This is a genomic window from Lactococcus fujiensis JCM 16395 (assembly GCF_002441655.1).
Lineage (GTDB): Bacteria > Bacillota > Bacilli > Lactobacillales > Streptococcaceae > Lactococcus > Lactococcus fujiensis.
On the sequence record NZ_JXJU01000001.1, the window covers coordinates 75,516 to 100,096 of the forward strand.

Annotated in this window: 22 protein-coding genes; 19 read left to right on the top strand and 3 right to left on the bottom strand. The window is 36.6% G+C overall.

Annotation, left to right across the window (positions count from 1 at the left end):
* Positions 1–7: 7 nt before the first annotated feature.
* Together RT41_RS00375 and RT41_RS00380 are read left to right on the top strand one after the other, a co-directional pair.
* A complete protein-coding gene (locus tag RT41_RS00375; protein WP_096816813.1) occupies positions 8–1,804 on the top strand; it encodes a glycoside hydrolase family 13 protein in 1,797 nt (598 codons plus the stop codon).
* A gap of 163 nt (positions 1,805–1,967) precedes the next feature.
* Complete coding sequence (locus RT41_RS00380; RefSeq protein WP_096816814.1) at positions 1,968–3,461, top strand: peptide MFS transporter; 1,494 nt, start codon at positions 1,968–1,970, stop codon at positions 3,459–3,461.
* A gap of 86 nt (positions 3,462–3,547) precedes the next feature.
* Here the strand turns inward: RT41_RS00380 and RT41_RS00385 are convergent, their stop codons facing one another.
* Positions 3,548–4,057, bottom strand: coding sequence for an HD domain-containing protein (locus RT41_RS00385; protein ID WP_054639039.1), 510 nt, complete (start codon positions 4,055–4,057; stop codon positions 3,548–3,550).
* A 161-nt stretch (positions 4,058–4,218) separates the two neighbouring features.
* On the opposite strand from RT41_RS00385, the gene RT41_RS00390 reads away from it, so the two are divergent.
* Positions 4,219–4,920 carry a Bax inhibitor-1/YccA family protein gene (locus RT41_RS00390; RefSeq protein ID WP_096816815.1) on the top strand — a complete coding sequence of 234 codons (702 nt, stop codon included), beginning with the start codon at positions 4,219–4,221 and terminating at the stop codon, positions 4,918–4,920.
* 8 nt (positions 4,921–4,928) lie between these two features.
* On the opposite strand, the gene RT41_RS00395 is transcribed toward RT41_RS00390, so the two are convergent.
* Together RT41_RS00395 and RT41_RS00400 are read right to left on the bottom strand one after the other, a co-directional pair.
* A complete protein-coding gene (locus RT41_RS00395) occupies positions 4,929–5,450 on the bottom strand; it encodes a P-loop NTPase family protein (protein WP_096816816.1) in 522 nt (173 codons plus the stop codon).
* A gap of 101 nt (positions 5,451–5,551) precedes the next feature.
* Positions 5,552–6,376, bottom strand: a complete 825-nt coding sequence (locus tag RT41_RS00400; RefSeq protein WP_096816817.1) for an HAD family hydrolase — start codon at positions 6,374–6,376, stop codon at positions 5,552–5,554.
* 243 nt (positions 6,377–6,619) lie between these two features.
* Here RT41_RS00400 and RT41_RS00405 point away from each other — a divergent pair, with 243 nt between their 5' ends.
* The 16 genes from RT41_RS00405 to pstB all read left to right on the top strand — a co-directional run bounded on the left by RT41_RS00405 (position 6,620) and on the right by pstB (position 24,564).
* Entirely contained in the window at positions 6,620–8,062 is a 1,443-nt protein-coding gene (locus tag RT41_RS00405; RefSeq protein WP_096816818.1) for an NCS2 family permease, read from the top strand.
* 75 nt (positions 8,063–8,137) lie between these two features.
* Positions 8,138–9,241, top strand: a complete 1,104-nt coding sequence (locus RT41_RS00410) for a YdcF family protein (RefSeq protein WP_096816819.1) — start codon at positions 8,138–8,140, stop codon at positions 9,239–9,241.
* Between the two features lie 53 nt (positions 9,242–9,294).
* A complete protein-coding gene (locus tag RT41_RS00415; protein ID WP_054639038.1) occupies positions 9,295–10,305 on the top strand; it encodes a competence protein CoiA in 1,011 nt (336 codons plus the stop codon).
* Complete coding sequence (gene pepF / locus RT41_RS00420; protein WP_054639037.1) at positions 10,305–12,113, top strand: oligoendopeptidase F; 1,809 nt, start codon at positions 10,305–10,307, stop codon at positions 12,111–12,113. The genes RT41_RS00415 and pepF overlap by 1 nt, the downstream gene beginning before the upstream one ends.
* Entirely contained in the window at positions 12,106–12,795 is a 690-nt protein-coding gene (locus tag RT41_RS00425) for an O-methyltransferase (RefSeq protein WP_054639036.1), read from the top strand. The genes pepF and RT41_RS00425 overlap by 8 nt, the downstream gene beginning before the upstream one ends.
* A 130-nt stretch (positions 12,796–12,925) precedes the next feature.
* Positions 12,926–13,837, top strand: coding sequence for a peptidylprolyl isomerase PrsA (locus tag RT41_RS00430; protein ID WP_096816820.1), 912 nt, complete (start codon positions 12,926–12,928; stop codon positions 13,835–13,837).
* Positions 13,838–14,116: 279 nt separating this feature from the next.
* The gene (alaS, locus tag RT41_RS00435; protein ID WP_096816821.1) at positions 14,117–16,738 is read left to right on the top strand and encodes an alanine--tRNA ligase; all 2,622 of its coding nucleotides are present in this window, start codon (positions 14,117–14,119) and stop codon (positions 16,736–16,738) included.
* 608 nt (positions 16,739–17,346) lie between these two features.
* Positions 17,347–17,553 (top strand): hypothetical protein, encoded by a 207-nt coding sequence (locus RT41_RS10310; RefSeq protein ID WP_054639035.1) that lies wholly within the window; start codon positions 17,347–17,349, stop codon positions 17,551–17,553.
* Between the two features lie 23 nt (positions 17,554–17,576).
* Positions 17,577–18,056: a hypothetical protein gene (locus RT41_RS00440; protein WP_054639034.1), complete on the top strand. Its 480-nt coding sequence runs from the start codon at positions 17,577–17,579 to the stop codon at positions 18,054–18,056.
* Positions 18,057–18,292: 236 nt separating this feature from the next.
* Positions 18,293–18,946: a hypothetical protein gene (locus tag RT41_RS00445; RefSeq protein ID WP_054639033.1), complete on the top strand. Its 654-nt coding sequence runs from the start codon at positions 18,293–18,295 to the stop codon at positions 18,944–18,946.
* Between the two features lie 108 nt (positions 18,947–19,054).
* Positions 19,055–19,522: an SsrA-binding protein SmpB gene (gene smpB / locus RT41_RS00450; RefSeq protein ID WP_096816822.1), complete on the top strand. Its 468-nt coding sequence runs from the start codon at positions 19,055–19,057 to the stop codon at positions 19,520–19,522.
* A 202-nt stretch (positions 19,523–19,724) separates the two neighbouring features.
* Positions 19,725–20,621, top strand: coding sequence for a phosphate ABC transporter substrate-binding protein (locus tag RT41_RS00455; protein WP_096816823.1), 897 nt, complete (start codon positions 19,725–19,727; stop codon positions 20,619–20,621).
* A 391-nt stretch (positions 20,622–21,012) separates the two neighbouring features.
* Positions 21,013–21,867, top strand: coding sequence for a phosphate ABC transporter substrate-binding protein PstS family protein (locus RT41_RS00460; RefSeq protein ID WP_054639032.1), 855 nt, complete (start codon positions 21,013–21,015; stop codon positions 21,865–21,867).
* 45 nt (positions 21,868–21,912) lie between these two features.
* Positions 21,913–22,836, top strand: coding sequence for a phosphate ABC transporter permease subunit PstC (pstC, locus tag RT41_RS00465; protein WP_054639031.1), 924 nt, complete (start codon positions 21,913–21,915; stop codon positions 22,834–22,836).
* Entirely contained in the window at positions 22,836–23,723 is an 888-nt protein-coding gene (pstA, locus tag RT41_RS00470; RefSeq protein WP_054639030.1) for a phosphate ABC transporter permease PstA, read from the top strand. Before pstC ends, pstA begins: the two co-directional genes overlap by 1 nt.
* Before the next feature lie 34 nt (positions 23,724–23,757).
* The gene (pstB, locus tag RT41_RS00475) at positions 23,758–24,564 is read left to right on the top strand and encodes a phosphate ABC transporter ATP-binding protein PstB (RefSeq protein WP_054639029.1); all 807 of its coding nucleotides are present in this window, start codon (positions 23,758–23,760) and stop codon (positions 24,562–24,564) included.
* The last annotated feature ends 17 nt before the right edge of the window (positions 24,565–24,581 follow it).

The following is a 24,581-nucleotide window of genomic DNA, read 5'->3' on the forward strand; positions in this document are numbered from 1 at the left end:
GATCAACATGTATTACTTTAATTCTTGGAATTCAGAATTCAAACAGCCCTTCGGAGCAATTAAAACAGGTGAGGTGATGAAGGTCAATTTTTCTTCAGACAAAGAAAATGTAACCATAAAATTTATTATTAGACGCGATTTTGGACTTCGGCATGAATTTGACATGCACCCTATCGAGAAAGGACTTTACAGCTCATCCGTTCAATTTGATGTCGGGCATGGTCTTTATTTTTATTATTTTGAAATTAGTGAACAGTCCGATTGGGGGCTTGTAAAACATTATTACGGCCGTAGTGAATCAGGCGGAGAAGGTGTCCTTTATATTTCAGAGCAAGATGTTCGACCATTCCAAGTCACAGTTTACGATAAAGATGACAAAGCTCCAGAGTGGTATCGAGATGCTGTATTCTACCAAATTTTTCCAGACCGATTCAATAACGGCAATAGTGATGGGAAAATCAATGCCCCTAAGCCTAATTCTTTTATTTATGGCTCCCACCAGGATCAGCCGATGTATGTCAAAGAGGAAAATGGCGACATTGCGCGATGGGATTTTTTCGGGGGAAATTTAAAAGGGATAACACAAAAGATTCCATATTTGAAAGAATTGGGAGTGACAGCAATCTATTTGAACCCGATCTTTTCGGCGACAAGCAATCATCGATATGATACGAATGATTATCTAGCCATAGATACGATGCTTGGATCGGAAGTAGACTTTAAAGAACTAATTGACAAACTGCACGAGAACAAGATGCATTTAGTTCTCGATGGTGTCTTTTCCCATGTAGGCAAAGATTCACGTTATTTTAATTTGGCTGGAACATTTGGATCAAAGGAAGGTGCTACCAAAACACCGAAAAGTCCTTATTTTGATTGGTTTAAGTTCACGGATTATCCCAATGATTATAAATCATGGTGGGGGATCAAGGATTTACCTGAAATAGATAAGGATAATGAGTCTTTCCGAAATTTTATTTATGGTGAAAAAGATTCTGTTCTAGAAAAATGGAATAATTTTGGTATTGATGGCTGGCGCTTAGATGTGGCCGATGAACTTCCAGATTCTTTCATAAGAGGAATTCGAAAGAATTTAAATCAGTACGAGAACATGGTTTTAATCGGTGAGGTCTGGGAAGACGCTTCTAATAAAATATCATATGGACAACGTCGTGATTACATTCTCGGTGATAGTCTACACGGCTGTATGAACTATCCGTTTCGGGACTTAATTATTCGTTACTTGAATGGAACAATCCCAGCAAACGAAATTGCCCATCAATTATTAGGACTATCTGAGAATTATCCGAAGGACATTTTTTACAATAATTTGAATAACTTAGGAACCCATGATACTGAGCGGATTTTGACGATGATACAGCCGAAGAATAACGATAATGCGGTAAGTTTAATGTTTAGTTTACCAGGAGTTCCATGCATTTACTATGGTGATGAAGCAGGCTTAACCGGCGGCAAGGATCCAAACAATCGAAAATTTTTTCCGTGGGATAATATTGATCCAACATATTATAAACAATATCAGAAGTGGTCTAATTATCGGACCGAGAATGAAGTATTACGTTCGGGTGATTTTTCAACATTTTATTGTGGGGACCTTTTAGGCATTATCAGATACACTGAAAATGATTATTTTGTAACATTAATTAATCCTAGCGATCAAGAGATTAGAATTGATTTCAATGCCATTAGTTTTTTACAAAATTTAGGAGTTCAAGAAGAACTCAAGGCAAAATTAGATGGACTACAAATTGAAAAAAACGAAACTTTATTCTTCAAAAAGTAAAAAAGTGTAGACTGGTCCACACTTTTTTAAATGTATTGGTATTGTTATTAAATTGTTACATTGTCCCGTATAGTCCCGCTTTTTGGGCATTTTTCCAAAAATCTGTATAGCTGAAATAGTTTGACAACTTGACAAGTTGTATAGAAAACTTTATAATATATCTATGGAAAACTTAAACAAATCCGAAAAATTATTTTTCGGACAACCTCGAGCGCTATTAACGCTCTTCCAAACAGAACTTTGGGAGCGTTTTTCTTATTATGGAATGCGCGCGATTTTACTGTATTATTTATACACTGCTACAACAAGTCCTAACGCTGGGCTCGGTTTACCCGTATCTCAAGCAATGGCAATTGTTTCAATCTACGGAGCACTCGTTTATTTATCTGCTATTGTTGGTGGTTGGATTGCCGACCGTCTTATTGGTGCTTCAAAAACAATTTTCATTGGTGGAATTTTAATTATGCTTGGGCATATCGCCTTAGCAATTCCATTTGGATTAACGTCTTTATTTATTTCATTGGCATTAATCATTTTGGGTACTGGGATGTTGAAACCGAATATCTCGAACATGGTTGGTCATCTTTATTCAAAAGAGGATCCACGTCGTGATACTGGTTTCAATATTTTCTATTTTGGTGTTAATGTAGGGTCGCTTTTAGCTCCAATCATTGTTGGAACTGTGGGACAATCATACAACTATCACCTTGGTTTCTCATTAGCAGCAATCGGTATGCTTGTCGCTCTATTTGTTTACTGGCGTGGACGTACTCGTCTCTTCCCAGAAATTGGTAAAGCCCCATCAAATCCAATGGATGAAAAGGAAAAAAGTCGTTTCCTCATTATCTTTATTGTTGCGCTTGTAGCTGTAGTTGCTGTAATGTTCGGACTCTACACATATAGTGCAAAAAACTTTATTGATAATTTAATCAATGTTTTATCAATTGTCGGGATATTAGTTCCAATCGCCTATTTAGTTCGGATGTTTACTTCAAAAGAAGTAACATCAGAAGAACGTAGTAAATTGGTTGCTTATATTCCAATGTTTATTTCAGCTATTCTTTTCTGGGTCATTGAGGAACAGAGTTCTACAGTTATTGCAACATGGGGGGCTGAACGTTCAAATCTACATCCAGTTTGGTTTGGTCTTCATATCACAATTGATCCATCATGGTATCAATTATTGAACCCACTGTTTATTGTTCTTTTAACACCTGTTGTAGTTGCAATTTGGAATAAAATGGGAGAACGTCAGCCTTCAACAATTGTGAAATTCGGTCTAGGCTTGATTTTGACAGGTGTATCTTATGTTATTATGATGGCACCAGGATTGATTGATGGCGTAAATGGACGTTCAAGTAGTCTTTGGTTAATTTTGATGTTTGCCATTCAAATGGCTGGAGAACTTCTCGTTTCACCTGTTGGATTATCTGTCTCTACTAAATTAGCACCTGTTGCTTTCCAATCACAAATGATTGCGATGTGGCTTTTATCAGATGCTGGTGCGCAAGCTATTAATGCACAAATTGCACCATTGTTCACAAAGTCTACTGAAATTGCATTCTTCGGAATCGTTGGTGGAATTGGTGTTGTTGTTGGTTTGATTTTACTCTTAATCAAGAAACCAATTTTAAAATTGATGGGTGATGTCCGTTAATTTTTAATTAAAAAATGAAAGAAGTAGGCTCCGAAAGGAGTCTTTTAAGTTGCAAAAAAACCTGTCAGCACGGACAAGTTTTTAATTTAAATTGAAAAAGATGGCAAGCCTTTAAAGTGTTTTCTCCGATTCCATTTGTATTTAGCTGTTGTCTTTCCTTCCATGCAGGCAACATAATCGTCAACAAATGTTACAATGAAACTTTCTTTATATCGTGGAGGAGCAATTGTGGCGCCCCACATGTGTTTGATAATAATATCTTTTTCTAGAGGTGAAATTTTAGTTAATTTACAAGCATTGCGATAAGCGATACGTGGATGCACATAAGCATGACTTTTGGCAAACTTTGTGTTACGCCAATCATAAAAGAACAAATCGTGGAACAAGCCTCCTCGTGCAGTTGCTTTGGCATTCAGGCCATATTTTTTAGCAATCACATAAGACATGTAGGATACGCGCAAACAGTGTTGCAAACGTGTAGAAGTGTAGTGATGGACAATCGTATCTAATTTTTTGAGTTCTGGCATTTCCAAGAAGTGACCAACATAACTCATGTATTCAGCATCATGGAACCAAGGTTCATTTTCTAAATTCATGAAATAGATTATAGCACACATTCCTTAAATGTAAATAACAATATGCCTAAGTAATTTTAAAGTTTGGTTACAAATGGCAGAAAAATCAGACTAAAGTAGTATGACATTTTGGCTAAATTTTGTTAAAATGAAGGTAAGTAAAAATTTAAGGAGAAATATTAATGAATAATAACGATAATCTCATTTTTGACCAACGTGAAGATGGCTTGAATGCCTTCTTCAGTAAGGTCTATGCTTTGATGGGAGTGGGAGTAGCGATTTCAGGTTTGGTATCCTTTATCATGATTCGATTCTTCCAAGCTAACCTTGATGCGATTTCACAAAAAGGAAGCCTCGTATTCCTTGCATTGTGGATTATTCCACTTGTATTGGTTGTCCCTCTTCAAACATCGGCTATGAAAAATTCTTCAGCTGCAATGCCATTATTTGTCATCTATTCTGCGTTTATGGGCTTTTTAATTAGCTTTACTTTATTGATGTATACAAGCACAGATATTACAATGGCCTTTATTACTGCTGTTGCGATGTTCTTTGGGCTAGCAGTTTATGGACGGACGACCAAACGTGATTTGAGCGGGATGCAAAAAGCACTCGTTGCAGGTGTCATCGGTTTAATTGTCATTGGTTTTCTTAATTTCTTCATTCAAAGCACAGCCTTGATGTTAATTTGTTCAGTGGTTGGGGTGGTTATCTTTTCCGGATTGATTGCTTACGATAATCAAAAAATCACACAGGTTTACAACCAAATGGGTGATTCAAACGGTTGGGCAATTTCGATGGCCTTGTCACTTTACCTTGACTTCTTAAACTTATTCTTGTTCTTACTCCGTATTTTCGGATTTGCTGGGAACAGCAGAGACTAATAAAAAAATCATGAGAATTGGCTCATGATTTTTTCTTTTTCTTTTTGTGATTTTACAATAATAATTTTATCAGATTGGTGATATTCTTCAATGATTTTTCTTATTCGAGGTTCATTTTTTTTAGGGAAATTCCAGATAAATTTCATAAATTCCCAATATTCTTTGTCAAATTTTTCAACAAAATTGGTGGCCATATCTGAACGGTTTTTACCTGCGAAACGGGTTTTCAGAGATCGACTAATCACACGGCGCAATGCTTTTAGACGACTAATTTTAAGCCAGATAATCAAATCGGCAGACGGCAAACGTGTTTCCATAGTCCCAGAATAATTGCCATCGACAATGCAATTCTCATTTTCGGCAATAAATTGTTTTTGAACCTTTTTAAAATAAGCTAAAGCTGAATCTGAATAATCGGTTTCATGCCAAATTTTATCCAAATGTAGCAGGGGATAGCCTGTTCTTTCTGATAATTTTTTTGAGAATGTCGATTTACCAGCGCCCGAAGAACCAATAACCATGATTTTCATATTCACCTCCAATTTGAAAACGCACGCAATATATTATAGCAACATTTCGGCAATAATCCAAGAAAAAAACAGATCAATCTGTTTTTGTGAGCACTGAGCAATTATATTAAGAAAAGTTCTTCTAATTTTCGTGCGACGCCATCCTCATCATTCGTCCAGGGGAGAATCTCTGACGCATGAGGGATCAATAATTTCGAGGCATTTTTCATGGCGAAAGCATGGGTGGCCAATTTGAACATCTCAATATCGTTATGTTCATCACCAAAGGCATAAAGATTTTCTTTAGGAATTTGGAGAATTTTTAACAAATAATCTAGACCAGATGCTTTTGTGACACCTTTTGGAACAACTTCCAATATCCCGTTGGGGCCACCCCACCCAGAAACAGCAATTTTTCCATTATAATGATCTTGCATTTGTTTTGCCAAACGGAACTTGTCTTTAATACGTGTGGAAAGTAGAACCGCGTGAGGATTTTCTGTAATTCGATCCGCACGCAATCGATTATATGGTTTGAAACTATCTACACCAAATACATCAGTCGGTACATTACGAAAAGTGTTTAAGAAAAATTTGCGACGATATTCTACGGCAAAAAATTCAAGATCGAAATTTTGTTGGTGGCGTAACAAATCAAAGACAAAGGAGCGGTCAATGAAATGGGCCTTCTTATATTGCCATTCTTTATCAGTGGGATTGGATATTAATGCTCCATTGAAATTAATCATGGGGCTGCTTAATTCAAGTTCTTTATAGATTGGCATAGCCATACGGTATGGACGACCTGTTGTAATACAAATGATGTGTCCTTTTGATTCCAATTGTTTGAATACATATTTGGTATAAGCACTAACAGTTTTTCCGTCAGAGTGCAACGTAGTCCCGTCTAAATCAATTGCAATAAGTTTGGTTTGGTTATTTATCATATTTTCCTTTGTTAGTGTCTGCCTAATTTTTTGAGTTAAGCCTATTATAACATAAAAAAGGAATGGAATTCTGGCGAACGAAGTATTCGCTTTCTTTAACAAAATGGGTTAATTCCGAACAATTGATTCGATTATCATTAAAAGAGAGGGAAATAACTTGTATATTTATCGCGATCTGAGCTAAAATAACAGAGTACCGTATTTATTATCTAAGTTCATTTGAACTTAAAAAGGAGAAATTTCGTGAACAAGTTCTTTAAACTTGAAGAAAACAACACGACAGTCGGTCGTGAAGTTATGGCAGGGATTACTACATTTTTTGCAATGAGTTATATCCTCTTCGTTAACCCTGAAATTTTGGGTTCAACTGGAATGCCAGTCCAAGCCGTATTCTTGGCCACAATTTTGGCATCTATCGTCGGAACACTCGCAATTGGTTTGATCGCCAATGTTCCATATGCACTTGCACCTGGGATGGGGCTTAACGCATTCTTTGCATACACCGTCGTTCTTAGCTTAGGCTATACGTGGCAGGAAGCACTCGCAATGGTTTTCATTTGTGGAGTCATTAATATTATCATTACGTTTACAAGTATTCGTAAAGCGATTATACTTGGTATTCCTGAAAGTTTGCAACATGCAATTGGTGGTGGGATTGGTATCTTCATCGCTTATATCGGGATTAAAAATGCGGGTCTTTTGCAATTTATTGCCGATCCAGGTTCATATGTTAACAACCATGGAACAATAACTGCAAATAGTTCTATCGTTCCTGAACTTGTTAAGTTTAACGATGCTGGGGTTCTCGTAGCACTTATTGGATTTGTAATCACAATGTATTTCGTACTTCGTGGTCGTATTTCTAAAAAACCTATTTTTAAAGCTGGCATCTTAGTTTCAATCCTATTAACGACAATCATCGCTATTTTTGCAGGTGTTGTTAAAGTAGATATGGCATCTTTATTTGCCGAAAATAATCTTGGCACTGCTGTTGGTCAAATGGGTCAAACTTTTGGAGCTGCATTTGGTCCTAAAGGATTCGGAACATTGTTCGCTGATCCAAGTCGTTATATTGAAGTTTGTATGACGATTTTGGCTTTCTCACTCAGTTCAATTTTTGATCCAATTGGAACTTTTATCGGAACTGGACGAGCTACTGGAATCTTCTCAGACGCTGACCTTAAAGAAATGGAAAATTCACGTGGTTTTTCATCAAAAATGGATAAAGCATTGTTCGCTGACATGATTGCAACGCCAATTGGTGCCATCTTTGGAACTTCAAATACAACTGTCTTTGTTGAATCAGCTGCCGGAATTGGTGCCGGTGGACGTACTGGTTTGACTTCAGTCGTTACAGCAATTATGTTTGCAATTTCAAGTTTATTCTTGCCCTTATTAAGCATCGTTCCAACTCAAGCGACAGCACCCGTATTGATTATCGTTGGTATGATGATGCTTGGCTCATTCAAAGAAATCAATTGGAGCGATTTAAGCGAAGCGATTCCTGCTTTCTTCACCTCAATTTTCATGGGATTTGCTTATTCAATCTCTTATGGTATCGCAGCAGGTTTCATTACTTACATTATTACTAAACTGATTAAAGGAAAACCAAGAGAAATCAAACCAGTAATATGGGTGGTTGCCATTCTCTTCATCATCAACTTTGCTGTATTAGCAATTCTCTAAGAAAAAAAAGCTGTCACAACTGGCAGTTTTTTTATTCTCCTTTTATGAATAATCGACTTATGGTAAAATAATGATATGGAAAATCAAGGACTTTTTTACTTTTTTATCGGATTAACTCTATTTTTTACAGCTGTTGCTGCTCTTCTTTTTTATAAAATGAAAAGGATGTCGGATTTACGAACGTTAAGACTAGGTCGTTTGGGAATTTTATATCTCGCAAATCTTTTCTTCGCGTTCAATTCGCTTATCGCGGTTGGGCTCATTTATCGTTTTTCGGACCATCCAACCACTTTGACAAACATTGGCTTAATTTTTCTGGTAATAGAAATGATCATGCTTCTCTTATTCCCGATGCTTTTTGGATTTGTCCTACCCATTTCTATTTTGATCCTAACGATCAAAATGTGGCGACGTGAATCTAAAAGTATCGCCAACCTCATCCTACCAATTCTCATGTTTATCTTTTTGGTAGTTGACTGGTTGGCAATTTATGTAGGCGATCTATCAGACCAATGGATTTGGCTAAAAGTTCTATTTTTCGCCTATCCCATTTTATCTGCTTACCTTGCATGGCATTTCATGGTTTATTTCCTATCCAGTTGGATATATGGACGACAAATGAGAAATCAAAAGGCACCTTTCTACGTCGTTTTGGGTGCAGGTTTAGTTCAAGGTGAAAAGGTCGGTGTTTTACTTGGGAACCGGATTAAAGCTGCAGTAAATGCGGCAGATGAGAAAACGGTTCTGCTTTTTTCTGGTGGACAAGGTCCCGATGAAAAAATAGCGGAGTCAGAAGCCATGCAGAAATATGCGATTGAAGAACTCAAATTTCCCAAAACTCGGACGATGATTGAAAATAAATCGAGAACGACCTTTGAGAACTTAGTTTTCTCCGCTCAGATTATCAAAGAAGAAAGTCAGCAAAACAGTCCTAAATTCCTCTTTTTCAGCTCTGATTACCACGTCTTTCGAGCAGCATTATTTGCAAAAAGTTTAGATTTACAAGCGGATGGTGGAAGGGGTGGAAAAACCGCTATGTATTACAGAGTTCCAGCATTTATCCGTGAATTTATTGCTGTTTTGAACACAGAAAGAAAAAAACATATGATCTGGGTAGGGCTCATTGTAGGAGGCCTAATCATATTAGCAATTGGGTTAGAAATTATGCAAAAAATATAAAGAGGATTCCTCTTTTTTTGTTACATTCCATCTTAAAAAACGTACAAATAAGTATGTTGATTGCAAAGGATAAAAAAGGAAATTATATTAATGCGGAAGACTTAACCGATAAGCGGGGGACTTATTTTTGCCCAGCATGTGAAAGTCTCGTGATATTAAAAAGTGGATCAATAATGATCAATCATTTTGCGCATCAATCACTTAATCATTGTGAAAATAGATCCGAAAATGAGTCTGCACAACACTTATCACTTAAATTAAAACTTTTTAACTGGTTAAACCGATGTCGCAGCACTAAAGTTGAGCTAGAAAAATACTTGCCTCAATTGGAACAAACACCCGACCTGCTCGTAAATGAAAATATTGCAATCGAAGTCCAATGCTCTCCCCTGAGCTTGAAGCGTTTGAGTGAACGAACCAAAAACTATCAGCGTTGTGGGATAAAAGTTATTTGGTTAATGGGACAAGATTTGTGGTTGAACCAACGAATGTCTCAGCTTCAACGTAACTTAATGTATTTCTCTAATAATTGTGGTTTCTATTTTTGGGAACTGGATAATGCGAATGATGAAGTGAGATTAAAGTCCTTAATCCATGAAGATGTACGTGGGGAAATTTATTATGTGACAAAATATTTTCAGTTTTATCATGATGATTTATTAGAAATATTGCGGTTTCCTTTCCAGCAACAGCCCCCACAAAAAATAAAGATTTCCCCGTTAAAACTAGTTAATCAAGAAAATTATATTAAAAAGCAACTTTATCACCGAAACCCAAGGTGGTTAAAAATCCAAGAAAAATACTATTTGAGAGGACAAAATTTAATGACAAGCACTTTTTCTTATCCTCTCATCGGACCAGTGGGGTTTGATCTCTTGTTCTTTAAAGTTTCACCTCAAAGAAAGCAGACTTTTTGTCAAATTGATGCGAATATTTCTGACTATTACAGACGGTTTGCGCAAAATATAATAGAAAATCAAAAATCATCCGATAATCTTTGCCTCTACCCACCTCATTTCTATGCTATAATGGAAGATAAAAGTAAAGAAGAGAAGGATAGCTAATGGTTAAGGAACGGAATGAAATTAATAAAGATTTGCAATGGGATTTAAAAACGATATTTGAAACAGACAGTGATTTTGTAAATGAATTAGGATTGGTAAATGATCGTTTCGACAAAGTTGAGCAAAAGTATAAAGGACACCTTTTGGATTCCGCAAACTCCCTTTTGGAAATAACTTCTGAGATGCTTTCTATTTCTCGGAAAGTTGAGAAAATTTATGTCTATGCTTCTATGAAAAATGACCAAGACACTCGCCTTGCTCAATATCAAGAATACCAAGCGAAAGCAACTGCACTTTATGCAAAGTTTGGTGAGGCATTTGCATTTTATGACCCTGAATTCATGGCTTTAACAAATGATGAGTATCAACAGTTTTTAGTCGAAGAGCCTCAATTGAGACAATACGCACATCTGTTTGAACGTCTTTTTTCACGCAAGGCCCATACGCTCTCTGAAAAAGAAGAAAAATTATTGGCTGGCTCTGCAGAAATTTTTGGCTCAGCAGCTGAAACATTTGAAATTTTAGATAATGCAGACATCAAATTTCCAATTATTAAAGATGAAAATGGCAATAATGTCGAACTCACTCACGGCAATTTTATTTCCTTTATGGAAAGTAAAAATCGTGAGGTTAGGAAAGCAGCATATCAGGCGCTGTATGGCTCTTACGCCCAATTTCAGCATACATATGCAAAGACCCTTCAAACTACTGTAAAAACCCACAATTTTAACGCACAAGTGCATGGTTATGATTCGGCTCGTCAAGCTGCACTTTCGACAAATTTCGTTCCTGAAAATGTGTATGATTTGTTGATCAAAAACGTTAATAAAGCTTTACCGTTGCTTCATCGTTATGTTCAATTGCGAAAAGAAATTCTTGGTCTAGATGACTTAAAAATGTACGATGTTTATCGACCTTTATCAAATCTAGATTATAAGTTTAATTATGAGAAGGGGGTAAAAAAAGCTCAAGATGTGTTATCTATTTTTGGTGATGAATACATCAAACAAGTTAATCGCGCATTTGATGAACACTGGATAGACGTCGCTGAAAATGCAGGAAAACGTTCTGGAGCATACTCCGGAGGTTCATATGATACGAATGCATTCATGCTTTTAAATTGGCAAGAGACTTTAGATGATTTGTTTACATTAGTTCATGAAATGGGACACAGTATACATAGTACATTGACTCGTGAAAATCAGCCTTATGTTTACGGTGATTACCCTATTTTCTTGGCCGAAATTGCCTCTACAACAAATGAAAATATTTTAACTGAGACACTTTTAGATGAAGCCCAAGATGATGCAGAACGTTTTGCAATTCTCAATCACTGGTTGGATGGATTTAAAGGGACAGTTTATCGTCAATCACAATTTGCTGAGTTTGAGCAAGAAATTCATTTAGCAGATGCGCGCGGTGAGGTATTAACAAGCGAGTATCTTAATCAACTTTATTCCGATCTGAATGAAAAATATTATGGTTTAAAGGCGAATGAAAATGCAGAAATTCAGTTTGAATGGGCTAGGATTCCACATTTTTACTATAATTTTTATGTTTTTCAATATTCAACCGGTTTTGCTGCCGCAAGTTATTTAGCCGAGAAAATTGTACATGGAAGTCAAGAAGATCGAGAAGCCTATTTGAATTATCTGAAAGCAGGTTCTTCCGATTATCCGCTTGAAGTGATAAAAAAAGCAGGAGTAGACATGGAGTCAGATGAGTATCTCTCTAGTGCATTTGCATTATTCGAAAAACGGTTGAATGAATTAGAAAAATTAGTAAAAAAAGGAGTTCATCTTGGTTGATACATATAAAAGAACAAGCAATCCCATGATGAACAGACCAGTTGTAAAAGCAGAATTAGTTGACTGGATGAGAGAAAAACAAACTCCCGTTCAAGGAGATTTAGAAACGGTCTTAAATTTCGCGCAGGAAAATAACATCCCAGTCATCCCTCATGAAACGGTAGTCTATTTTCAAATGCTTATTCAATTGATAAAACCAAAGCGAATTCTTGAAATCGGTACAGCAATTGGGTTTTCTGCACTGATGATGGCCCAAGCAGCTCCAGAATGCGAAATTGTTACAATTGATCGCAATCAGGAAATGATCGAATTAGCAAAAGATAACTTGTCCAAGTTTGACAAGCGTAAACAAATCACACTTTTAGAAGGTGATGCAGCTGATTTACTTTCAACCTTAGATGGTCAATATGATCTTGTTTTTATGGATTCGGCCAAATCGAAATATGTTGATTTTTTACCTTTTGCGTTAAATTTACTTTCTGAAAATGGTGTGATTTTGATGGATGATATTTTTCAAGCTGGGGAAATATTGATTCCCATAATGGAAATTAAGCGTAACCAAAGAGCATTAGAGCGCGGATTAAGACGTTTATTTGATGAAGTACTAAACAATCCTAAATTTCTAACATCGATTTTACCACTCGGGGATGGTTTGTTAATGATTAAGCCCAACAAGGTATAGTTGAAAAAATATCATTGTTTTTTGCATAAGTTAAGTTTAATTAAAACTTTTATGATATAATTACAAGAAGTTAATACCCCGTCAGGTTTTGGAAGATCCGAAATCTAGACTCTGGATGAAGGAGATAATTTTGAAATTCAAAAAACTTGGTTTAGTTCTCTCTACAGTTGCTGCTGGTGTGGCTCTGATTACACTTTCTGGATGTTCTAATAGTTCCGCGAGTGAAGACATCATCACCATGAAAGGTGATACTGTTCAAGTATCAGACCTTTACAGTGCAGCTAAAGAATTCCCAGCCATGTCAACAAACACTTTGCTCCAAAATGTTACTTTTGATAAAATTTTCGAAAAAGAAAGTTCAATTGCAAAAGAGGCAACGAGCAAAAAAATTGATACGCAATATAATACGATCAAGGACCAATATGGTAGTCAATTTGAAACTGCTCTGTCTCAACAAGGTTTGTCAACTTCAAATTTCAAAGCTTACTTAAAAACACAATTGCTTGAACAAGCTGCCATCGAACAAGATATAGCTAAGACGCAATACACAACAGCCAATCTTAAAACTGCATGGGAAAGTTACCATCCTGAAGTTTCAGCAATCGTTTTGACTGAGACTACAAAAGATGCTGCAACAAAAGCAATCGCAGCAAATAAAGCGGATGCTTCTAAATTTAATACAGACAATGCATCAAGTAAAGTTTCTTTTGATTCAACATCAACATCTGTTCCAACCGATGTTCAAACGGCTGCTTGGAAATTGAAAAATGATCAAATTTCTGACGTCATTACTTCAACGAGTACTTCAACAGGTACAACAAGTTATTATGTTGTTAAAATGATCAAAACTTCAGATAAAGGTACTGATATGAACAAGTACAAATCTGAACTTAAGAATATCATCAAGACACAAAAAATGTCTGATACAAGTTATGTAAGTAGTGTTATTGCTGGTTACTTGAAGAAATACAATGTTACAGTGAAAGAAAATGCATTCTCTTCATTGTTCTCTCAATTTACTTCAACATCAAGTTCTAACTAAGATTTAAAGGATTAACATTTAAGAGAACTCTGTCAGCTGGGAATGAGTATGTTAATTGTGCTTAATTAAGCGGAGGACACCGTTTTATCAAACAAGAAAGAGACGATAAAAATTCTATCGTGAATAAGGGTGGCACCGCGCTGATTTTTCAGTCGCCCCTTTGTTTACGATAGAATTTTATTTTATTTACGTGAAATTATTCACAATTTGAATGGAATGAAAGGGCACCTTTAAGGTGATCGTACTAAAAAAATTTGTACGAAATGGAAAAAATTAAAAATGAAATACATGACATCAAGCGAGATTCGCGATACTTTTCTCAAATTTTTTGAATCAAAAGGATCTGCAATTATGCCTTCACAGAGTTTAGTCCCTGTTAATGACCCAACTTTGCTTTGGATTAACTCTGGTGTGGCAACAATGAAAAAATATTTTGATGGTTCGGTTGTTCCTGAAAATCCTCGGATGACAAGTTCACAAAAATCAATTCGGACTAATGATATTGAAAATGTAGGAAAAACTGCACGACATCACACCATGTTTGAAATGATGGGGAATTTCTCAATTGGAGATTATTTCCGTACAGAAGCAATAGCTTATGCTTTTGAATTGTTGACTGACGAAAAATATTATGGCTTCCCAGTTGAAAAATTATTCGTTACTTATTATCCTGATGATAAAGATACATATAATCGTTGGATTGAAGTAGGACTTCCTGAATCTCATTTAGTCCCAATTGAGGATAATTTCTGGGAAATTGGTGCAGGGCCTTCTGGACCAGATACAGAAATTTTCTTTGACCGAGGCGAAAAATACGATCCAGAACACGTTGGCTTGCGTTTGCTTGCGGAAGATATTGAAAATGATCGTTATATTGAAATTTATAACGTTGTTTTATCACAATTTAATGCAGACCCTTCAATTCCACGTAAGGAATATAAAGAGTTGCCACAAAAGAATATTGATACGGGAATGGGATTGGAACGTATGACTTGTATTATTCAAGGCGGACGAACAAACTTTGATACCGATTTATTCTTGCCAATTATTCATGAAATTGAAAAATTATCTGGTAAGACTTACGATCCAGATGGCGAAAACATGAGCTTTAAGGTCATTGCTGACCATATTCGTAGCTTGAGTTTTGCCATTGGTGATGGGGCTTTACCTGGTAACGAAGGTCGTGGTTATGTTCTGCGCCGACTCCTTCGTCGTGCGGTGATGCATGGAAAGCGTTTAGGAATTCAAAGTAAATTCTTGGCTGGGCTTGTTCCAATTGTGGGAAAGGTAATGGAAGACTTTTATCCAGAAGTTCTTGAAAAAGCAGATTTTATTGAAAAAATAATTGACCGTGAGGAAGAAACTTTTAACAGAACGATTGATGCTGGACAAAAATTGATTGATGAACTGCTTGTTCAATTGAAGGATGAAGGAAAAGATACGCTTGATGGCGAAGATATTTTCCGACTTTACGACACCTACGGATTCCCGGTTGAATTGACAGAGGAATTGGCTGAAGACGAAGGGTTCAAAATTGATCACGCGGGCTTTGATGCTGCTATGAAAGAGCAACAAGATCGTGCTCGTGCAGCTGTGGTCAAGGGTGGTTCGATGGGAGCACAAAATGAAACACTATCATCTATCGAAGTAGAATCAACATTCTTATATGAAACTCATACTGCTGATGGTAAATTGGAAGTCATTGTTAGCGAAGATAAAAAAGTTGAAAAAGTCTCAAATGGAACAGCTCAACTTGTCTTTGATCAAACTCCGTTTTATGCCGAAATGGGTGGACAAGTAGCCGACCATGGTTTTGTCAAAAACAAAGAAGGTGATGTTGTTGCAGAAGTGACAGATGTTCAACATGCTCCTCATGGACAAAACTTGCACACAGTGAATGTACTTGTGCCACTTAAAGTTGGTCAAACTTATCATCTTGAAATTGATGAAGTTCGGCGCAATGCAGTTGTCAAAAATCATACCGCAACGCACTTGCTTCATGCTGCCTTGCACAATATTGTTGGCGAACATGCCCTCCAGGCTGGTTCACTCAATGAAACTGATTTCCTTCGTTTTGACTTCACGCATTATGCACAAGTTACAAAAGAAGAATTGGCTGAAATTGAACAAGAAGTGAACGAAGTAATTTGGCAGAATATCGCAGTTAAGACGATTGAAACAGACGTCGAAACTGCTAAAGCCATGGGAGCAGCGGCATTGTTTGGTGATAAGTATGGTAAAGTTGTTCGTGCTGTTGTCATTGGTGATTACTCGGTTGAGCTCTGTGGGGGAACTCATACTTCAACCACAAGTGAAATCGGACTCTTCAAAATTGTTAAAGAAGAAGGAATTGGATCTGGAGTTCGCCGTATCACAGCATTGACTGGACAAAAAGCTTATGAGGCATTCAAAAATGCAGAGAATACATTAACAGAAGTAGCAACAATTGTTAAAGCACCTCAAACCAATCAAGTTATTGCGAAAGTTACGTCGTTAACTGATGAGCTTAAAGTAGCTCAAAAAGATAATGAAGCATTGGCAGGTAAATTAGCAGCAAGTCAATCAGATGAAATTTTCAAAAATGTACAAGAATCTGGAAAATATTCATATATTGCACGGGAGGTTAAAGTCCCTGATGTAAATGGCCTTCGCAATTTAGCAGACATCTGGAAACAAAAAGAACTTTCTGATGTTCTGGTCTTGATCGCTCGGATTGGTGAAAAAGTTAATTTACTTGTTGCAAGTAAGAATTCGGACCTTAAAGCAGGAAATGTTGTTAAAGAACTGGCACCATACATTGATGGACGCGGTGGTGGTAAGCCGGACTTGGCAATGGCTGGTGGTTCAAATGCCGAGGGGATTCAAACATTATTGGCGCACGTTGGCGAAAAGTTAGTATAAAATAAAATTTATCTAAAGCTTATAGATTATTCTATAAGCTTTTTTTTTATCTTGTTTAATGTGGTCTGGCTTTACGCTAATTGTTCTTTGGACAAATTGAATATATGAAAGTCTACCCTCTATTGACAAATATCTGGCCATGTTTTCCTCAATAAGATTGATCCTTGACTAATAAAGTAAAATTTGATCAATTCGAAAATTTATTCATCTTTAATAAGAGTTATTAAAATGAATTTTATGTATGAAAAATAACACAAAATAAGGCCAATAGCATTGAAGAAGAGGGCTTTCTAGCTGAAGTAAGAAAATGGTGCAAAGAAAAATTAAAATTTATAGCACATTGGAATATATTCCAATTTTTTTAATGTAAAGATTTTAAAATGATAAACTAAAGCTAGTTAAAATAAATAGCACAAAAAGAGGAGATGAATCCAATGCAGCAGTCTAAAACCGTTGACAAAATTGTTTTAGTTTTACAGTGTCAGTGAGATAAATCTCACCAGAAAAGAGATATTTATGAAAAATGTGAAATCGGAAAAATCAAAAAAATCTCGCCGGATATCCTTGCGGTAGCATTACTCGCAGCAACAGTTATCTTTACTGCTCCAATGATAAAGGCTAACGCAGATACGACACCTACTACAGCAATGCCTGCAGCTGTCGGCATTGCACCATTAATGCAAGAAACATTTAATGACGGCTCGGCAACTGGTGTGTATCAATATACCGATAGTCTAGGAAACAAGCACTACTATATCGCCAGTTCAGGGGAATATTACTATATTACTCCTAGTGGTGCTGTTTATTGGTACTAAAATGAATATGAAGGTATTTCTTTATGAAAAATTATTTAAAAAGAAGCTCATTCCCGCTCGTAGTTTCTCTCTTATTTCTACTAAGTCTTTTTCTGCCTTATGATAATACTGTCGGAAATGGTTGGGGGATTCAAGATACCGGATGGATTATTAATTTGGGCTACATTTTTGCTCCAGTCGGAGCAGTAATAAAACGTCCTCTTGCTTCGTATCTGCAATTAATCGCTTTTATTGGCTTTCTCATAATCGTTGTGCTTTTTTTAGTTGTTAAAAGTTTGAATGCCCAATTACGAATGTTAGCAGCTTTCTTATCTGTGATTGCTTTGCTCTTTTTAGGCACACCATATCTTAGGCCAATTCTATTTCATTCAGGATTTGATGTAAATATGATCACATTTTATCTCAATACAATGCGTTCTGGTTACTATATATCACTATTTTTGGCATTACTTCTCGTGGTTTGGATGTTTTACGAAGCTTTGAAAAGTCAAAAGCAAGGATAAAAAGAAAAATCGATTGTCCTTTTCTTAGCTTAATACTTTACAGGTAGTTACGATTGTTCGTAGCTACTCTTTTCTTCTTGTCACATGGATTGGACATGATTTTTACTGAAAACAATAGATTAAAGTTAATCTATATGATTTAATTTTGAAACCTTTATAAGTTTCTCCGATAATAAATAATTTTTTAAGTTTTTTGACATTTTTATGCTAGAATAATGGTGTCAGGAGGAATTATTATGAAAAAGATAAATTTTATTATTGTGGGGATTTCGCTTCTGCTTTCATTGACTGCTTGTTCCTCAACTAACTCAGAATCTAAGACCTCAGAAGTAACTGTTAGTCAAAGTAAAGCACCTAATGGCTCAGCATCAACTAAAGTAAATTCAAGTGAGGAAGCAAGTTCAAGTCAAAAAATCGGTCAATCATCAACTCGTAAAACGGAAGGATCAACTCCTGCAGCTTCATCCTCGCAGACATCTTCCACAACGCTCAATTTTGACAAGTTGTCAGTGAATGACAAAAATAAACTTTATGCGGCTTGGCTGCAAAATGCTTTGGGGCAATTTTCTGTTTACAATCCAGAATTAAACACCACTTATTTTGTTAATGAAGGACAAAATGGGACCAAAATTTATAAGGATGGAAAACGAATTGGAGATTCTTATGCAGGAATATCACTGGCTCGAGAATTGAATTCTGCAAAATTTGTCACGGATGCTAATAGTGTGTTACTCTACGTTCCTGGACCATCAAGTAGCATAGATGGAGATTGGTCTCACCTGAAATGGATTTTGCAAGAACAAATTTTAAAAACAGACCTCATTTCGAGATTTTACCAAGCAAGTTTGAAAAATCAACAGATTGTTGAAACTGCTCAAACAATGCCTTAAAATGAGAATAAATTAATTTTTTAGAGTCTCTGACGAGACTTTTTTAGTTCTTTGAATGGCTTAGATTATGATAAAATAGAGGTAAGTTAAGCCGATGAGGAGTTACATATGGTAAAAAATACAGAAGATAAGCCTTTAGCACAAAATAAAAAAGCAAGACATGATTATGAAATTTTCGAAACATTTGAAGCAGGAATCGTTCTCACAGGCACCGAGATAAAATCAATTCGTCAGTCAAAAATTCAACTCCGTGACGGATTTGCGCGTGTTAAAAATGGTGAAGTATGGTTGGCAAATGTTCATATTGCGCCTTTTGAACAAGGAAATATTTTTAATGTTGATGAGCTGCGGACACGAAAACTTTTATTGAAAAAAGTAGAAATTGCAAAAATTGAAAAAGCATTGACTGGTTCAGGAATCACTTTTGTTCCGCTGAAAGTCTATCTAAAAAATGGATTCGCTAAAGTTCTCATGGGACTGGCAAGAGGGAAAAAAGAATTTGACAAACGTGAAACAATCAAACGAAGAGAACAAAATAAAGATATCGCTCGCCAACTGAAAGTCTACAATCGCTGATTTTACCAGTCGTGAAAAAAGTCATCATGTGGCTTTTTTTTTATTAATAATATTATTATTTACAAACGGTTTACTTATTATTTTCTAATTGTTTACATTCAAAGTGCAATTACCGTGATAAAATTAATATGTAAGCAAAAGAGCTTATGAGTAACAAATAATAATTACTCAACAAAATTAGAAATTATTGGAGAAACATCAAATGAAAAAGCGTATTCTTGTTGGTTTAATTACTGGCGCTGCTTTACTCACACTTGCCGCTTGCGGGGGAACAAATAGTTCATCATCAACATCTGGTTCAGACAGCTCAAAGGCGCTTTCTGGTCAAATTATCTCTGGTGGATCTACTGCTTTGCAACCATTAGTTCAACAAGCTTCAACTGAATTTATGACAAAAAATCCAAACGTTCAAATTACTGTACAAGGTGGAGGTTCTGGTGTTGGATTGACACAAGTTGCAGCTGGTTCATTCCAAATCGGGAATTCTGATATTTTTGCTGAAGAAAAAACAGGAATCGATTCATCTGCTATTACCGATAATAAAGTAGCCGTTGTTGGGTTTGCACCAATTGTAAACTCTAAAACTTCAGTTGATAATTTGACAAAACAACAATTAATCGACATCTTTACTGGGAAAATTACGAACTGGAAAGAAGTTGGCGGCTCAGATCAAAAAATTACCGTTATTGGTCGTACAGCAGGTTCAGGAACTCGTGTTAACTTTGACCACTTTGCTCTTGACAAAGCCACTGAAGTAACTGGCCCAACTCAAGATGCTTCAGGGTCTGTTGTAACAATGGTTGGACAAACTCCAGGAGCAATTTCATACGTAGCCTTCTCTTACTTAGAAACAAGTACTGCTGTTAAAGCAATTAGTATTGACGGTGTTAAACCAACAGATGCAAATGTTCAAACAAATGACTGGAAAGTTTGGTCTTACGAACATATGTATGTCAATACTAAAAAGGCAACAAAAGCTGAAAAAGAATTTATTAACTATGTGAAAAATGATTCAGCATCATTGAAAAAATTGGGTTATATCTCAGTTTCAGATATGAAAGTTGACCGTGATTCAGAAGGTAATGTTACAAAAAAATAAGCTAAAATAACAGGATTTCGAGCTTATCTGATGTTTCAGATAAAAAATCGACATTGATTTCGATCGTAGAGCCGATGTGCAATGTCGGATCTGATATCTGTTGAAACGTATTTGTAAAAATTGATATGCCAAATTTTTACTGTATTGCTTTCCCTAACAAGCATTCTAATCACGTTTCAGCAGTTATCAGATTTGACATTTATACATACTCTCTCTATGTAGTTAAATCAAACCCCTGCAATACAAGCTGGGGCCTTCAAAATTTTCTTTTCATAGAATGGCACAGCTTCAAATGAAGTTGTGCTGTTTGCGCGTTTTATTTACAATATATTTACAATTAAAACGCTACCCATTCCCTTTAAGGAAGGGCTTATTATGATATAATTAAGTCATGAAAAAGAAAATTTTAATCGCATTTGCTGCCATGTCGGGATTGCTCTTATTGAGCGCCTGCGGAGCAGGAAATAAGCAGGTCACAGCAGGAGGCTCAACGGCATTGCAGCCCCTTGTCGAACAGGCATCTCTGGATTTTATGAAGAAAAATCCGGATGATATCATAATGGTCCAGGGTGGGGGGTCTGGCGTTGGACTGGCTCAAGTTGCAGCAGGTTCCTTCCAAATTGGGAACTCCGATATTTTTGCTGAAGAAAAAACGGGGATAGATGAAACGAAGATTACTGATCATAAGGTCGCAGTTATTGGTTTCTCACCTGTGGTGAACAGCAAATTAAAAGTTTCTCATTTGACGAGTCAAGAGTTAATTGATATTTTCACGGGAAAAATCACTAACTGGAAACAAGTTGGTGGACCCGATGTGAAAATCACTGTTATCGGTCGTACAGCTGGTTCAGGAACACGTGTCAATTTTGATAAATATGGTTTGAATGGTGCAACTGAGATTAATGGGCCAACGCTAGACGCATCCGGTTCAGTTGTTCAACTTGTTGGACAAACACCAGGTGCAATCTCATATGTAGCTTTCTCTTACATGAACAAAGCAGGTGTCAAACCGCTTCAAGTTGATGGCGTTGTACCGAATGATGAGAATGTAACGACGAATAAATGGAAAATTTGGTCTTATGAACACATGTACACCAACAACGCTAAAACAAATGCAGTAGAAGATAAGTTTATTGAATATGTGAAAAGTGATTCAAAAACGTTGAAAAAATTAGGATATATCTCAGTATCCGACATGAAAGTCGATCGTGATGCTCATGGAAATGTTGAAAAAGTGAAGGAATAAATTCTAACAGTCCCCTTCATCATTTAAGAAAATAGTTAGGTCTTTATGGAAAACTCAAAAATCAAAGAAAAATTACTTTCGAGTAATAAGAATTCAAGACTTGAAAAATTTGGTAAATCACTCACATTCTTGTGTATTGCCCTAATTGTCTTTGTCGTAGGTTCAATCCTTGTCTTTGTTGCACAAAAGGGGCTCTCAACATTCTTTGTTGACAAAGTTAATCCTTTTAACTTTTTATTTGGAACAAATTGGTCACCTGGTTCGATGGGGCCTGATGGAAAACCAGCCGTTGGAGCACTGCCAATGTTTTCAGGCTCACTGATTGTCACTGTACTATCAGCAATTGTTGCAACACCTTTTGCCATTGGTGCTGGAATTTATATGACTGAAATTTCACCAAAATATGGTAAAAAAATCTTGCAACCCGTTGTGGAACTTTTAGTAGGTATTCCATCAGTTGTTTATGGATTTATTGGTTTGACGGTAGTTGTTCCAATTATACGGAATGCTTTTGGCGGAACTGGACTGGGTCTATTGTCTGGTGTGTTTGTCCTCTTCGTCATGATTCTTCCCACAGTAACAAGTATGACTGTTGATGCATTAAAAGCTGTCCCTGCCCACTATAAAGAAGCTTCTCTGGGACTTGGTGCGACCCGTTGGCAAACGATTTGGCGTGTGCTTTTGAGAGCAGCAGCACCTGGCATTTTGACTGCTGTTATTTTTGGGATGGCCCGGGCATTCGGTGAGGCACTTGCAATTCAAATGGTTGTTGGTAACGCAGTAATGATGCCTAAAGATTTAATTTCACCGGCTTCTACATTGACTTCAATTCTGACATCAGGAATTCCAAATGCGACACCAGGTATTCAATCAAATGCGCTCTGGTCCCTTGCCCTCTTGCTCTTGATTATGTCACTTATATTCAACCTCGCCATGCGCGCAATTGCTAAGAAAGGACAACTCAAATAATGAACGCTAAACGTACAGATAAGATTGCCACAGGTGTTCTTTACTTCCTTTCTGGTATCATCGTCTTAATCCTTGCCTTTTTATTGATTTACATTTTGTTCAAAGGTGTTCCCTACATCTCATGGGATTTCCTTACAACCGCATCAAATCCCTTGACTGGTGGAGGAATTGCGGTTCAACTCTTTAATTCAATATATCTTTTGGTTGTCACTTTGATTATTTCAGTTCCATTATCATTGGGTGCTGGGATTTATCTTTCTGAATATGCAAACCAAAAGCACTGGTTGACATCATGGGTCCGTTCAGCAATTGAAGTTTTGTCATCACTGCCTTCGATCGTAGTTGGCTTGTTCGGGATGTTGGTGTTTGTTATTCAATTTGGACTTGGATTTTCAGTTCTTTCAGGTGCACTTGCCTTAACTGTGTTTAATCTTCCGTTGATGACTCGTAATGTGGAAGAATCTCTTCGGTCGATTCCGACGATGCAACGAGAAGGTGGTCTTGCTCTTGGTTTGTCTAAGTGGGAAACTGCAACACAAATTATTTTACCTGCGGCTGTCCCTGGAATTATTACTGGGGTTATCCTTTCATCGGGACGTGTCTTTGGTGAAGCTGCCGCTTTGATTTATACCGCTGGTCAAACCAACTTGCCAATCAACTGGGCGAATTGGAATCCATTGAGCTTAACATCTCCACTTTCACTCTTCCGTCCAGCTGAGACACTTGCCGTTCACATTTGGGCATTGAACACTGAAGGTACAATCGCAACTGCTCAACAAATTTCCGCTGGTGCATCGGCTGTCTTAATCATCTTCGTGTTACTCTTTAACTTGGGTGCTCGTTTTGTAGGAAACAGAATTCATAAGAAATTGACCTCTGGAAATTAATGCGTCTAAATTAGAAAAAGGAAAAGTAAATTTTATGGCAACAACTTATGATTGGAATGAACGTCAAATTATGACGTTTGATAAAGACATTGCACTTTCAACAACAGATTTGCGTGTCTTCTATAATGGTACAAAAGAAGCAATACATGGCGTTTCAATGCAATTTCCAAAGAATAAAATTACAGCATTGATTGGACCTTCAGGGTCAGGAAAATCTACATATTTACGTGCTTTGAACCGGATGAACGATACAATTGATGGCGCTCGCGTGACTGGAGAAATTAATTACGCGGGTGTGAATATTAATGACCCGAAAGTTAATGTTTATGAAGTTCGCAAACAAATTGGCATGGTTTTTCAGCGTCCGAATCCGTTTCCTAAGTCAATATATGAAAACATTGCTTTTATTCATCGTCGTGAAGGAATTAAAGATAAGAAAAAGCTAGATGAAATTGTTGAAACGTCTTTGAAACAGGCTGCCCTTTGGGATCAAGTCAAAGATAATTTAAATGGTTCGGCATTGGCTATGTCAGGGGGGCAAGCGCAACGTCTATGTATTGCACGTGCTTTATCTGTCAAACCAGAAATTATTTTGATGGACGAACCTGCGTCAGCTTTGGACCCTATTTCAACAATGCAAATTGAAGAGACAATGGCTGATTTGAAGAAGGATTATACAATCATTATTGTTACACATAACATGGCACAAGCTTCACGTGCGAGTGATTACACTGCCTTTTACTACTCTGGAGATTTGATTGAATATGATGAAACAAGTAAAATCTTTACGCAACCTGAATTGAAAGCTACTGAAGATTATGTTTCTGGACATTTCGGTTAAATAAGCATTATCAATTT